The organism is Pacificibacter maritimus (assembly GCF_003814915.1).
Classification (GTDB): Bacteria; Pseudomonadota; Alphaproteobacteria; order Rhodobacterales; family Rhodobacteraceae; genus Celeribacter; species Celeribacter maritimus.
In genome coordinates, this window is record NZ_RKQK01000001.1 from 1,384,360 (window position 1) to 1,396,820 (window position 12,461).

12 protein-coding genes, 1 tRNA gene and 1 pseudogene are annotated in these 12,461 nt (G+C 53.8%); 5 read left to right on the forward strand and 9 right to left on the reverse strand.

What is annotated here, in order from left to right; all coding sequences use genetic code 11:
* Positions 1 to 154: 154 nt before the first annotated feature.
* The gene (locus EDD53_RS06465; RefSeq protein WP_123792324.1) at positions 155 to 553 is read right to left on the reverse strand and encodes a DUF6220 domain-containing protein; all 399 of its coding nucleotides are present in this window, start codon (positions 551 to 553) and stop codon (positions 155 to 157) included.
* A 3-nt stretch (positions 554 to 556) separates the two neighbouring features.
* The gene (locus EDD53_RS06470; protein ID WP_123792325.1) at positions 557 to 1,135 is read right to left on the reverse strand and encodes an NAD(P)H-dependent oxidoreductase; all 579 of its coding nucleotides are present in this window, start codon (positions 1,133 to 1,135) and stop codon (positions 557 to 559) included.
* A 92-nt stretch (positions 1,136 to 1,227) separates the two neighbouring features.
* Here EDD53_RS06470 and EDD53_RS06475 point away from each other — a divergent pair, with 92 nt between their 5' ends.
* A complete protein-coding gene (locus EDD53_RS06475; protein WP_123792326.1) occupies positions 1,228 to 2,124 on the forward strand; it encodes a LysR family transcriptional regulator in 897 nt (298 codons plus the stop codon).
* A gap of 226 nt (positions 2,125 to 2,350) precedes the next feature.
* Here the strand turns inward: EDD53_RS06475 and EDD53_RS06480 are convergent.
* From EDD53_RS06480 to EDD53_RS06505, 6 genes and pseudogenes are all read right to left on the reverse strand, one after another.
* Positions 2,351 to 2,984: pseudogene (locus EDD53_RS06480) on the reverse strand (transposase); the annotation flags it as partial.
* A gap of 260 nt (positions 2,985 to 3,244) precedes the next feature.
* Positions 3,245 to 3,565 (reverse strand): hypothetical protein, encoded by a 321-nt coding sequence (locus EDD53_RS06485; RefSeq protein WP_123792327.1) that lies wholly within the window; start codon positions 3,563 to 3,565, stop codon positions 3,245 to 3,247.
* A 24-nt stretch (positions 3,566 to 3,589) separates the two neighbouring features.
* Complete coding sequence (locus EDD53_RS06490; protein WP_123792328.1) at positions 3,590 to 4,306, reverse strand: Hint domain-containing protein; 717 nt, start codon at positions 4,304 to 4,306, stop codon at positions 3,590 to 3,592.
* Between the two features lie 103 nt (positions 4,307 to 4,409).
* On the reverse strand, positions 4,410 to 5,210 hold the full coding sequence (locus EDD53_RS06495; RefSeq protein WP_123792329.1) for a hypothetical protein: 801 nt from the start codon (positions 5,208 to 5,210) through the stop codon (positions 4,410 to 4,412).
* Complete coding sequence (locus EDD53_RS06500) at positions 5,207 to 5,728, reverse strand: sigma-70 family RNA polymerase sigma factor (RefSeq protein ID WP_246002237.1); 522 nt, start codon at positions 5,726 to 5,728, stop codon at positions 5,207 to 5,209. Before EDD53_RS06500 ends, EDD53_RS06495 begins: the two co-directional genes overlap by 4 nt.
* 449 nt (positions 5,729 to 6,177) lie before the next feature.
* Positions 6,178 to 6,348: a ribbon-helix-helix protein, CopG family gene (locus EDD53_RS06505; RefSeq protein WP_342772292.1), complete on the reverse strand. Its 171-nt coding sequence runs from the start codon at positions 6,346 to 6,348 to the stop codon at positions 6,178 to 6,180.
* 109 nt (positions 6,349 to 6,457) lie between these two features.
* Here EDD53_RS06505 and EDD53_RS06510 point away from each other — a divergent pair, with 109 nt between their 5' ends.
* The 4 genes from EDD53_RS06510 (at position 6,458) to EDD53_RS06525 (ending at position 12,412) form a co-directional block, all read left to right on the forward strand.
* Positions 6,458 to 6,931: a hypothetical protein gene (locus EDD53_RS06510; protein ID WP_123792330.1), complete on the forward strand. Its 474-nt coding sequence runs from the start codon at positions 6,458 to 6,460 to the stop codon at positions 6,929 to 6,931.
* 157 nt (positions 6,932 to 7,088) lie between these two features.
* Positions 7,089 to 8,072: a hypothetical protein gene (locus tag EDD53_RS06515; RefSeq protein WP_123792331.1), complete on the forward strand. Its 984-nt coding sequence runs from the start codon at positions 7,089 to 7,091 to the stop codon at positions 8,070 to 8,072.
* A gap of 204 nt (positions 8,073 to 8,276) precedes the next feature.
* Positions 8,277 to 10,382 carry an AAA family ATPase gene (locus tag EDD53_RS06520; protein WP_170162696.1) on the forward strand — a complete coding sequence of 702 codons (2,106 nt, stop codon included), beginning with the start codon at positions 8,277 to 8,279 and terminating at the stop codon, positions 10,380 to 10,382.
* Between the two features lie 353 nt (positions 10,383 to 10,735).
* Positions 10,736 to 12,412, forward strand: a complete 1,677-nt coding sequence (locus EDD53_RS06525; protein WP_123792427.1) for a recombinase family protein — start codon at positions 10,736 to 10,738, stop codon at positions 12,410 to 12,412.
* Here EDD53_RS06525 and EDD53_RS06530 read toward each other — a convergent pair.
* Positions 12,369 to 12,445, reverse strand: a tRNA-Met gene (locus EDD53_RS06530). The two genes, EDD53_RS06525 and EDD53_RS06530, sit on opposite strands and share 44 nt — an antisense overlap.
* Positions 12,446 to 12,461 lie beyond the last annotated feature (16 nt).

The following is a 12,461-nucleotide window of genomic DNA, read 5'->3' on the forward strand; positions in this document are numbered from 1 at the left end:
CTTGAACGGCCGGTGAAACTGGACGCCGTGCAATGATGTAGCCAACCTTGAAGACAGGGCGTGACAGGATTACGAGTTCTGGTTTGTTCATTTGGGGCCCTTTGGCTTGTGAAATCTGCGACGCGCAGCGCGGAATTTGCAATAGCTTCGGAGGCTAAGTGTGTAGGGCGCGGCGACGTTCGACCTTGGCCAGCAAAACGAGGGCAGCGGTCAGTAGCAGGCTTGCATTGAACGGGTGCAGCGCCAGCATGGTCGCGCTGCCCGTGGCCAGCGCAATCTGAACCCCGTAAAGCGCCAGACCGCCGAAAGCCCACCAGGCGAACCCGCGCGGATAGCCAATGGCGCACGCCATCGTGGCCAAGATGAGGATCGGCACAGCCGCCAAGCCGCCCAACATGCCGTGGAGGGACCACGGCAAGCCCACGAAGAGCGACTGTCCGGCGAGAAAGAACTGTCCCGCGAGGGCGACGGGAAGCAATCGAGCCGACCACACAAACAGGGCGGGCGTGCCTTGATCTAGAGCGACGAAGGTATCGTGTGTGTCGGCGACCATGGCTCAAACCTCTGCCGTTTGGGCAACACTTGGGGTCGCGATGAATTCCTGAAGCGCACGGGTGTAGCTCTGGGCCGCGGCTGCCAATGCGGCGTCATCGAGCTTATCCGCTGAAAACGTCAAATGTGGCGCATGCCATGGCTGGCCACATCGATGCGCCATCGCTTTCAACGGTGTGAAGATCTCGTCGACCGAATAGTGATTTTGCCCCGACCGCGTATAGGCTTCGGCTACATTGCCCAGCGTCGCGGCCACCATCAACGGCGTCCCAGCAAGACGGTCTCCCTCAGTCTCCGGAAAAATGTAGTACATCCGTGTCAGCACGGCGTCTTGCCATGCCTTTAAAATCGACGGCGTTGCATACCATTGCACAGGAAATTGAAGCACAATGCGATCGGCCTCTAGCAGCAATTGCGCATCGGCTTCAGCATCTGTGAACATGTCGATCTGCCCATCGGGGTAGCGTGCCTGCACATCGAGAGCGGTCACGCCCTCAATGCCTTGCGCTGCACGAAACAACGCGGCATTGGCGACGGATTTTTCGATATCGCGGTGGAACATAAGTAGCAGTGTCTTGGTCATTTTCGTAGTCCTTTTGAGTTCGGTTGACCAAAACCTAGGCTCGGCAAATAAATAATTCCAACTGATATAAAATATAGTCTATTATAGATTTCATGAATTTAAGATCGATCGACTTAAACTTGCTCGTGGTGCTGGATGCGCTTTTGGACGAGGCCCATGTGAGCCGCGCGGCGCACCGGTTGAACCTCTCTCAACCCGCGGTATCGAACGCGCTCCAAAGGTGCCGCAAGCTGTTTGACGACCCGTTGCTTGAACGTGGACGCGGCACAATGCGGCGGACCGCGCGGGCTGAAGCGCTGCGGGGGCCGCTTAAGTCCATTCTCAGCGAACTGATCGACCTGGTTGATCCGCCGGAAACCCCTCTGAACAGGCTGCGCCAAACCGTGCGGTTAACGATGGCAGACGATCCGATATCTCTGATCGCGGGACCGCTTCTAACCGCACTGCAAACCACCGCCCCCAGCCTGACCCCTATTTTCCAACCTTGGAACGGCAGTGCGGCAGCGGCGCGTGATTTGCTAAGTGGCGAAACAGACATTGCCGTCTCGGTCTTTACAAATCAAATCGAGGGCATCAAGCAGATCACATTGTTAGACGAGACATATGTGGTTGCGATGCGGCGCGACCATCCTGTCGCTCAGACGTTTGATCTGGATGCATGGCTCGCGTTCCCGCACGTCTTGATGTCCGGAACAGGAGACGCGCAATCACCTTTAGATACCCAGCTGGCGGCATTGGGGCTGTCGCGCCGTGTTGGTGCCGTCGTGCCCTCCTTCCAACTTGTCCCTGCACTGTTGGCGCACACAGATCACATTGCGATGTTGCCGAAACGCAGTTTTGATCAAAAGGCGCATCCGCTTTTGACCAGCTTTGACCCGCCGATTGAGGTCAGCGGCTTCCCCTTGCATCTCGCCAGCCACACGCGTCAATCGAACAATCGCGGGGTCCAGCATGTTATTGCCACGATCAGAGAGATTTTTCTCGTTTGAAACCAAAGTTGGTCTGAATATCCGCATATGTCTCTTCTTTCCCCGCGACAAACCCATTCAGCGGCATATACTTGAGCAAAATCGTGTTGCTAAAAGCTGTTTTCACCCCTTAGCAGTCATTGGACCATTCAATAGCCTCCGACAAATTGGACAGATTCTGTTGAAAAACTAACGATTGCGAGTGCAGAAATGGGACTTCCAAATTCGGCGCTAGCGCCTTTTTTTATCAGGCTTTTATTATTTGCTGCGGTGCAGGCAAGATCCCTCTCGTGCATCGGCTTCGCCAATACCCTGCCGGGCAGTGCTTGGCTAATTTGTGGAGGTTTTGGGCGGTTGCAGCGAGTAAAAATTCGTCATTAGCACCGTTTGGGCCTCTTAATCGGAGCCGCCCCAGCCCTAGGATGCGTTTGAGGTGGGCGAAGAGCATTTCCACCTTCTTTCGCAGCCGCATTGAGACGGCGTATTGTTTAGTTTTGGCAATATCACGGGCGGCCTGACGGGTGTCTTCATGCTCTTCGCGGGTAATTTTGCGTGTATTGGCTTTTGGGCAACATTTCAATTTTGAGGGGCAGGCTTGGCAGGTGTGTTTCAATGCCGGATACTTGGCGATCCCTTCGCCAGATGGACCACGGTTCGGGTCCGAGTCGTTGCGTCGGAACTGTTTGAGCGGCTCACCTTCGGGGCAGATGTATTACTTGTTCTCAGCGTTCCATTCGAAGATGAGCCTTGTCGCGCCATTGGCCCGAGCGACAATGGCGAATGCGAGACCAAATGCCGTCTGTGCTTCCTGCTTCGATCCCATCATCGCAAAATCCCCCAATACCTAAAGGAATTGAACCAGCGTATACGTCACCGATCACGGAAAAGTTTTTCAACAAAATTCGCCGTTAGTGCATATTGATGATGTTCTTCATTGGCGTAATCGGCTGTGAAAAGGGAGCATTTAATGCACAATACTTATTTGACAATTTTGGTTGCGTGAGCTGAATTTATAAATACTTGCTTTTGTATACGACATTGCTGATCCAATCTGTAAAACTGTCTGAATAGCTGAGGCCAACACAAGTATTGTGTAGCGCACTGGGCCAAAAACGATAGCTCACTTTGGATGAATGCCCCCTTACGGCGCGCGCTGTCTTGCAGGTGGATTTTTATCCATCTCTCGTAGCAGGGCCGCTTTGAGACGTTCAGGGTTTCCAACAAGATTGGCATCACTACAAATCATGTTTGCGATGGCATTGGCATTGGCGTGATCGTATCCAAAATCGACAAGATCTTGTACAAACGTCCCTTGAGGACGGTCCCAAATCATCGCGCTAAAAGGCCCCCGATAGCAATTTGCATAGATTGGATGTTGGGTATATCCGACCGCAGCATTGCCTGCGGTCAACGTCGCGGGGATACTGATGACACAGGTTGCAATAAACAATATTGATTTCATAGCGAAATTCCTAACGATGTGGACTTATCCAATTTCAAAAGATCGGTTCAGTTCATGTGGTGCCAATGTCGCTCGTGCTGCGTCAAAAGCATGTGCGCTGCTGTTTTGCAGACAAGGGAACAAACTGAGCAACTCAGATTGCACTTTTCGATCCATGCTATCGACCATTTTGGCGGCTGGCTGAAAGCTTTCGGTCCAAGTGTCATCGGACAAGACAACTTCATGGCGCTCAAACAACACGTGGATATACCGCGTTGGCTGCATGGCCATTGTGATACCAGGGCGGCCCAACAAAGCCTTAGCTGGCACAAGCATTTCATATTCGCCCGATTGCAGTTCAAGGTCTGCACCACGCACAAGAAAACGGTGTTGGGGCGACACCATCATATCGCGCACAGGCAGGCCATCTCCCAAAGAATCCCGCGCGATATGGATCGGGCGAAGGGAAGGGTTTGCAATCAGTTCAGCAAGGGACAGATCGCGATACCCAACCCAAATCACCGTTTGCATCCCACTGTCGCGGGTCAAGAGCCGATCACCAATCTTGACGTTTTCCACCTGCATGGGGCCTTGGGCTGCGATAAATCGTGTGCCGGGCGTGAAGCAAGGAATGGGATCAGGGCAATGTGGCCGGTGGCCGTGATGCCAATGCCCGTGGTGCCAGTGACCGTGATGATGGCTATCGTGGTGGTTGTCATGAGAATATGTCGAATTTAAAAATTTGAATGTCCAAGAGGTCATGGCAGTGTCCTAATTGAAGGGTGATACATTATCGTCAAGCAAGCAGAGATCGGCAGCCTGCTTGCACAGTCAGTTTTCCGGCGGGCGTGTTGAAACTTAGGATTTAGGCGGGTGCGAATGATGCCAACAAAAGCGCTGCATCATCATCAAGCGGCGCGCGCGCTTGACGACCAATCAGCACGTATTCGGCACCTTCATGATGGAACCACGCGCCTTGCCCATCGGCCAGTGCAATCCGGCTAGGCAATTGCGGCGCGTCATGTGTGCCGCGCACTATATAAAGCGTCACCAAGCCATCCTCGCCTGTCTCAAACGTCCTCAACACAGAGACTCCGTCTTGCGATGGGATCAACTGCGTGTCGCGCAAAACCCAAGCTGATGGGTGGTCTGGCAAGGTCAGTCCAGCCACACGTTGGATTTCATCTGAATCGACCACAAGGTCTTCGTCCATCGTAAGCATCGTCAATCGCATTTGAGCTAAATCATTGGCTTGTAGAGCACTTTTAAGCAGTACCTCACTCCCGCGGGGCACCGCGTTCAAGCCCATCAGGGCAAAAAAACCAACCGCCGCAAAGGTGGCAAGCGACACACCAAGCCGGGACTTAAAACCTCGCCGACCCTTTGCAATATGGGCATTAAACATTGCTTGATCGTCAAAGGATGCGGGAGGCAAAGACTCTGGCAAACTTGGATAATCATCCATGCGTTGTCGCAGGCCCAACGCCAACAAAAGCTCATCCCGATCTGCGATATACCCAAGGGTATCCGCCGCCTCGTTCGGCATTTTTGAGAGAATGCGCGCAACCGCAATCCGTTCTTCGATTTCAAGCGCATCATTTGCAAAATCAAGCATATCAGTTTCATTAACAGATGCGTGTTGCATGCCGTGAGTTTCATCAGTCATGAGTGAAATCCTTTCACCGTTTCAGTCCGAGGTGGTGTATCTTCGAAATCGCGCAACCGTTGGCGAGCACGCGCCAATCGTGACAGCAGGGTACCGAGAGCAACGCCTTCGTGATCAGCTGCATCTCGGCAGCTGAGCCCATCAATCGCAACCAACTGCAAGGCACGCCGTTGATCTAACGGCAAATGAGAAAAGGCAGCGCGGATTTGGTTCAGCCGCACCTGCAAATCTTGTTGAGCGGGATGATAATCGGGGCCAATCCACTGTGACGCATCTTCACGATCTTCACGCGCACGATTTGATCGATGCATGTCAATCAAGCGTCGACGCATGATCTGAAACAACCAGCTGCGCAGCCCTTCAGGATCGTGCAACAAGTCACGTTTTTCCAACGCGCGTAGCACCGTTTCCTGAACAAGATCATCGCGCAACACTGGGTCACGCGTCAGCATCATCGCAAACCGGCGCAGATCGTCCATCATTTCCGTGATTGCCTGAGGCAATTGTGAGTGTGTCATACAATAGGAACGAGACTGCGCCCGAACTTAATCCATTCAGAAATAAATTTCTTTCGTATGCGCCCAATTTTGATGTTTAGGCGTACACCAGCTTTAGGACCTCCTCTCAACGAGCACTTGATGAGGCACAAAGACGACAACTTCAAAGTAAAGTACTTATTGGCCATGGGCAATCGCTGGGGCATACCAAGTTTGTTTCAAGGCATCGCATTCCTGAAAAGATGTTGTGAAGGTTGAATGGCTGCTTTCACCGTGCCGCAGGATGAATCGAGCGCGAGCAGCAAAGGTCCGGTTTCCGCCCAAAGTACCAATCATCTTGCTGCATGAGTTGGTCACGCCGGTAACCTAAATCTGATTGAGAGCTAATCACCCAGATTGAGATGCTGATCTATTATGCGGCGTATCATCTCGGGACGGCTGGGAAGATCTTTTTCCGTTTTTCGCAAACCTTACTTTTGCCGATCCAGCATCCAATCTTCGACAATGCGGCGTATAAGCTCAGGCCTACTGGGGAGGTCGGCTTCCGTCCGCCTGATTTCATCTAGCTGTTCTATCAGCTCTGCAGGCATGCGGACCATGACTGGGTGAGTATCAACTTTTGGTCGCCCGCGTGATTTCATGATATTACCTATTGACACTGTGATTTCTTGATATCATATATATTACACATGAACGAGAGAGCGGCAACTCCCTCGCCATGCTAATCACAACGATCGTTAGGAGATCACCATGACTACTTCACCGGATACCACACCCTCCAAGTCTGGGGAACTTTATTTCTTGAACCCGCAAAGCGTTGCGTTTCAGGCGGTGCTTGATCTGTTCGAGAAAGCCATGCGTGCAGACAGCGCACTGCACCTTTCTGGGGCATCAATTCTCTCGCAGATCGGTTTTGAGCTTGGCAACACTGCGGCCAAGGCTTGGGCGGACTGCGATACAGCGATTAAAACGCTGCTGATGATGCCTGATCTCGACAAGCGGGCGCGAATTACTGCAGAGTTTCTTTTGCTTTTGCTTCCAGAGCACATTGAAGACGATTTGAACTTTCAAGGGTACTTTTCAAAGCTTGCCAAGGCCTCAAAAGCGCTGCGCAAGCGCGATCAGCTGCTGGCTGATCAGATGATGGATGCGGCCCTGATCTTTCATGTCTTTGAAGCGAACTTGAAGCTGGCAAAGCTGCAACGGGTCCACGTCGCGGCGTAATCGCAGGTTTCTTAGAACTGCATTTGTAACTTTGCCACGTATTATGCGGCAAAGTTGCGCCTGCGCGCCCTCTTTGCCCTCCCTTTTTCTGTTTTTTACAAGGCCTCCACCTGCTCGTCGCTGACGCGCGGTAGGCCTTTTTATGCGAGGACCACACATGCCTTACGTAAACGCTTTCTACCCTTTTAAAATCCGTGGTGAGTATCCGCGTGTTTTCATTGCCAAGATCCAATCAGATGTTGTTGCCGCAGCGGACAGCAAGGGGTTTACCGTCCTTTGCCGCGGCGGGCCTGACAGGCAAATGTACATTCTCGGCTGCCGTACCTGCGGCACGCCAATTCATCGCCGAGACAGAGTGGTCTTTGATCATAAGATCCTTTGCGAAGGTTGTGGTAACAAAAAGGATGAGGTCGCAGCAGCGGCGCTCGGCGGTGAACTCGTGAGCCCTAAACCTATGGGACACCGCCACCTTCGCCAATGGCGTCTCAAATGCGGTCATCTGGCCATTGGCCAGCGCGGCAATATGCGCAAAGCTGCGCGCGGCAACAACAATGCCAGTTGTAAAGAATGCCTTAAAGAACAACACGCTGCTGAGGCTGCGGATCATGGCTGGACGCTGATTGGCCCTGCTGCTCGGAACAATCAGAGTTATCGAGAGTATGAACACCTGTGCGGCCACCGACAGGATGTCAGCGTCGCCAACATGCGCCACGGAGATGTAAATTGCGCGGGCTGCAGCGAGACTTGGTCATCTAAGCCGAGCAAAATCTATTTGCTGACTTTCTCCCTGCCCACACTGCCTGTGATCAAACTTGGATACAGCAACAATCCAAAGTTTCGGCTGCGACAAGTGCAGTTTGACCCCGATAAGACCCGCGGCACACTCGACCGCGCGATCGATATCAAGTCCGGTCACAGGGCAATTTGCCTGGAGAAGGCGATGCACCAGTACATCCAGACCCATCGGCCAGACTTGATCGTTGAGCGCGACCTGTTCCGCGATCATCTGACAACGACGTCCGAGATCTATCACGCCCACGGCCGCACTTTTATCTCAGCTCTCATCGATGCTGCGGATAACGGCTGGGACCCGAACCTGACCGGCGATTGGCAGACGTTCACATCTCTCAGAGACACGTAAGTCTTGTCCTGAGGGGTGCATCAGACTGCGCCCCTCAATTTGCACCCTGCCCTTTTCATTTCTCTTAGGTTTTTCTTCATGCCTCCTTCTTCAATGAACCCGCACGCCAGTGCGCTTTCTAGACATGCATTATCCGCTCATTCGCTCGACGTTTTGCGGCCACTCCTTCGCAGCATCGCGATGTGGCACCGAGGCCGGACAAAAATGACGCCCCTAGAGCTAAAAATCGACTTTGATGACATCGATGTCGAAGAAGCCGCGGAACCTACAGCGCCAGCGCTCAATGAGTTGCATCGCGCGCTGAATGAGCCCTATTCATTCACACCGGCTGCTTCTGCAATGGCACCCGTTGAGATCAAGGCCGCCATCTCCGCAGGCCGCGATCCCTTGGCCGAGGCCAAGGATCAGAGCCCGGACAAGACCAATTTCCTGACGCGGCCGCCCATGCCCTCTATGATCATGGCCGCCCGCTTTGCAGCGCTGCTGAGCAGCGAAGAGACGCAACGCGAGCTCACTGCGCCACGTTCATTCACCATGCTCACAATCGCGGACAACGACGAGCGCGAGGCAGTTTGGAAAGAGATCGACAACGTTCTGCGCCGCTTGGCGGATCTATGCGATGAGGCGGACGACACGTGGCGTGGGTTCGCCACACTCAGCCGACACGTTGCACCCGACGGCAAATTCAAAACCAGCGAGCAAGAGACGTTTGACGCATCGATCGCGACCGCTGTGCGCAAGGGCTGCAAACTCCTTGCTTTCGTACCTGACACCACATCTATGTCAGACGTCACGCGTGCGTTGTGCCAGCGGACAGTCCCGCTGCCCGCTTTGTCCGGCCAAATGATCATTGAGATCATGAGGACAACGCATAGCGCGACAGGTGAGTTGTCCGAAGATGCGCTCATCGGCATTCTACCGAATGACAGCGAGATCGCGGCGCTTCCACTTGCTGCAATCGAAAGCGCATTCTTCGAGGACACAACACTGAAGGTCGCCAAAGCGCTGGCCGCCGCCGCGACCCGTTTCCGGACAGTGACACCTGCGGCAACAACCCTAAGCGACATTTCTCTTAACGAGGCGACGCGCGCGCCGATTGACCGATTGGTCGCAGACATCACGTCGTGGAAGGCCGGACAGGTGCAGTGGAGCGAGGTCTCATCCTCAGTGCTATTTCACGGACCACCCGGCAACGGCAAAACTCTCCTTGCGTCGGCTTTGGCCGGATCTCTTGGCGTGCCGCTGATCGCGACAAGCTATTCCGATTGCCAGCGTCACGGCCATCAGGGCGACATGCTGAAGGCTCTTTCCGTGAAGGTGAATGCAGCCATCAACGCGGCTCCCGCTGTGTTTTTCCTCGATGAGCTGGATTCATTCACGCATCGCAACCGCCCCAGCCGCGGCTCCGACTATATCGTCGGCATCGTAAACGGCCTACTCGAATATCTCTCACGCCTCAACGACACGCCCGGCGTGGTCGTTCTGGGCGCGACCAATTTTCCGGACATGATCGATCCAGCAGTGCTCAGGCCGGGACGTTTTGACCTCAAACTCGAGATTGCAAACCCGGACATGGCGTCAGTTCTAAAAATCCTGAATCTGGCCTTGGGCAATGATGCAAAAGACATGTCATTATCACCAATTGCAGACCAACTTCTTGGCGCATCCGGAGCGCAGGTCACAGCTGTTGTCCGCGAAGCGCGGGGCCTCGCACGCGCGGACAAAATCCCTCTAAGTCAAAGCCACTTAGAAGCCGCCGCGTCTCGCATTTATCCGGCCTTGGATGCTAACATTCTTTGGCGCATTGCAGTCCACGAAGCAGGTCATCTCGTTGTGGCCCACACCCTAAACTTACCGCCTGCCGAACGCGCAACGATCACCAACACAGGTGGTTTCGTAGACATCCCATCATCGATGCTGGAAAGCTCACAAACCGCCACAAACCGCATCTGCGCCCTGCTCGGTGGCCGTGCTGCTGAACAAGCCATTTTTGGCGAAGCGCTCAATGGCGCTGGCCTCGGCGACCACTCAGACCTCGAACTCGCAACCAAACTCGCAGCGCAAATGGCATATGAATGGGGATTTGGCGATCAACTCGTATTCACGCCCACGCCCGCTCACATCAAAGACCGGACAAACCATTTAGACAAAATTCTCAAAGACGCCGAGCGCAACGCCATCCAAATCCTCACGACTAGAAAGGATCTTATCTCTAGTATCGCGGTAGCGCTTTGCAAAGAACGCGAACTGTCCGGTGAACAAATTCGACGGCTTCTGCCCACAGACGGCGTTCCGTCAGATACCGTCTAAACATCCCTCACAATAAGTTATCCACATAAATCCGCTCTCATAGCATAGCGCTCAAAATCATTCCTCATATGTGAACCGTAATCGCGATCCACTGGATCACTTTACGCACACTTAAACGCCGCGACATCCGCGGATTGAGGAACTTAATGACCAAGATACAACACTGCCAAGCCAACGATGCGCCAAGGCAGAAGCCCGGCGAACATCGGCTATGCGTCGGGCTTTCGGAACTCACACTCGCAAAACGACCGGCAGAGTTTGCGCGCATCACCGAGCTTCATGCCGCCATCAGAGCGCTTGCGCGCGAAACGGCACGCTCAGATCACGTAAACAAATCATAAGGAAAGATAACTATGACAGCACCACTGCGCGCCGCCATCTACGCTCGATTTTCAACGGACATGCAACGCGATGCATCTATCGATGACCAGGTTCGAACTTGCCAAGACTATGCAAAGAGACAGGGCCTAGAAGTCGTCGAGGTGTTTTCAGACAAGGCCACCTCCGGGGCCAGCTTGATGCGCAGCGGTATTCAAAACTTGCTGAGGTCATCTGCCGCCGGACAATTCGATGTTGTAATCTCGGAAGCGTTGGACCGCTTGTCGCGCAATCAAGCGGACATTGCATCCGTCTATCAAAAGCTAGAGTTCCAATCAGTCGCTATTGAGACGGTCAGCGAAGGCTCTGTCTCAGAGATGCACATCGGGTTGAAAGGCACGATGAACTCATTGTTCATCAAAGACCTTGCCGCCAAGACACACCGAGGCCTCAAAGGCCGCGCACTGGCAGGTAAGTCAGCAGGTGGCAAAGCATATGGGTACAAGAGTGTCGTCAAGCTCAGCGCCGATGGGGAAGCCATCCGTGGTGATCGCACCATCGACGCTGAAGAAGCCAAAGTCGTCCGGCGTATCTTCACAGACTACGCGAACGGCATTTCACCCAAAAAGATCGCGGAAGCACTCAACGCTGAACACATCCCGGGCCCTTCTGGCAGGGGCTGGGGCGCATCCACGTTACATGGCAACCGCGAGCGCGGCACGGGCATCTTGAACAACGAACTCTACATCGGTCGCCAGATCTGGAACCGTCTCAGCTATGCCAAGGACCCGGACACCGGCAAACGCATTTCACGCCTCAACCCGCAAGATGAATGGGTAATTTCAGATCTGCCGGAGCTGCGCCTTATCGACCAACCGCTGTGGGACGCAGCTAAAGCCCGCCAAGGTGCCCTAAAAACAAAGAACACAGGCGACAACATCTGGGACCGGCGCCGCCCGCGGACACTGTTTTCAGGTTTGTTGAAGTGTAGTTGCTGTGGTGGTGGCTTTTCAAAGGTCTCTCAAACACAGTTTGGTTGCTCCACTGCGCGCAACAAGGGCAAAGCGCTATGCACAAACCGCCTTACGATTTCTCAAACGGACATTGAGACGCGCGTCTTGGGTGCGCTTAAAACTAATCTTATGGATCGGGACCTCCTTGAGGTGTTCTGCAAGGAATACGCAATCGAGCGCAATCGCTTGAACGCCGAAGCCGAACAAGGACGCGGCGCCCTCGAGAAAGAACTGGCCACGGCCAACCGCGACCACAGTAAACTCGTTGACGCAATCATCGCAGGCATTCCCGCTGATCAGGTTAGGGATAAAATGCAGGCCCTGTCCGAGCGTCAAAAGACGCTTGAAGCGGAGCTGTCTAGAGCCCCTGCCCCCGATCCCATTCGCATTCACCCGAAGATGGCCCTGACCTATCGGGACAAGGTTGGCGCTATGATCGATCAGCTGGGCAAAGCCGAAGACATGGCGGAGGCAAAGGATGCGCTCCGTGGCCTCATTGATCGCATCGTGCTTACGCCCAATGCCACCACGGGCAAACTGGATATCATGCTTAAAGGCGCGCTATCTGGACTACTGGCGCTTGCGCTGGGGTGTAAACGCACAAAAGGCCTGAGCGGCGATACTCAAGCCATTGATAATATTGAAGAATTAGTGTTGGTTGCGGGAGTAGGATTTGAACCTACGACCTTCAGGTTATGAGCCTGACGAGCTACCGGGCTGCTCCATCCCGCGACATTATGGTTGTGCT

Coding starts and splice junctions, on each gene's coding strand:
- EDD53_RS06465 (WP_123792324.1), bottom strand. CDS start 553: ATGGTCGCCGACACACACGATACCTTCGTCGCTCTAGATCAAGGCACG.
- EDD53_RS06470 (WP_123792325.1), bottom strand. CDS start 1,135: ATGACCAAGACACTGCTACTTATGTTCCACCGCGATATCGAAAAATCC.
- EDD53_RS06475 (WP_123792326.1), top strand. CDS start 1,228: ATGAATTTAAGATCGATCGACTTAAACTTGCTCGTGGTGCTGGATGCG.
- EDD53_RS06485 (WP_123792327.1), bottom strand. CDS start 3,565: ATGAAATCAATATTGTTTATTGCAACCTGTGTCATCAGTATCCCCGCG.
- EDD53_RS06490 (WP_123792328.1), bottom strand. CDS start 4,306: ATGACCTCTTGGACATTCAAATTTTTAAATTCGACATATTCTCATGAC.
- EDD53_RS06495 (WP_123792329.1), bottom strand. CDS start 5,210: ATGACTGATGAAACTCACGGCATGCAACACGCATCTGTTAATGAAACT.
- EDD53_RS06500 (WP_246002237.1), bottom strand. CDS start 5,728: ATGACACACTCACAATTGCCTCAGGCAATCACGGAAATGATGGACGAT.
- EDD53_RS06505 (WP_342772292.1), bottom strand. CDS start 6,348: ATGAAATCACGCGGGCGACCAAAAGTTGATACTCACCCAGTCATGGTC.
- EDD53_RS06510 (WP_123792330.1), top strand. CDS start 6,458: ATGACTACTTCACCGGATACCACACCCTCCAAGTCTGGGGAACTTTAT.
- EDD53_RS06515 (WP_123792331.1), top strand. CDS start 7,089: ATGCCTTACGTAAACGCTTTCTACCCTTTTAAAATCCGTGGTGAGTAT.
- EDD53_RS06520 (WP_170162696.1), top strand. CDS start 8,277: ATGACGCCCCTAGAGCTAAAAATCGACTTTGATGACATCGATGTCGAA.
- EDD53_RS06525 (WP_123792427.1), top strand. CDS start 10,736: ATGACAGCACCACTGCGCGCCGCCATCTACGCTCGATTTTCAACGGAC.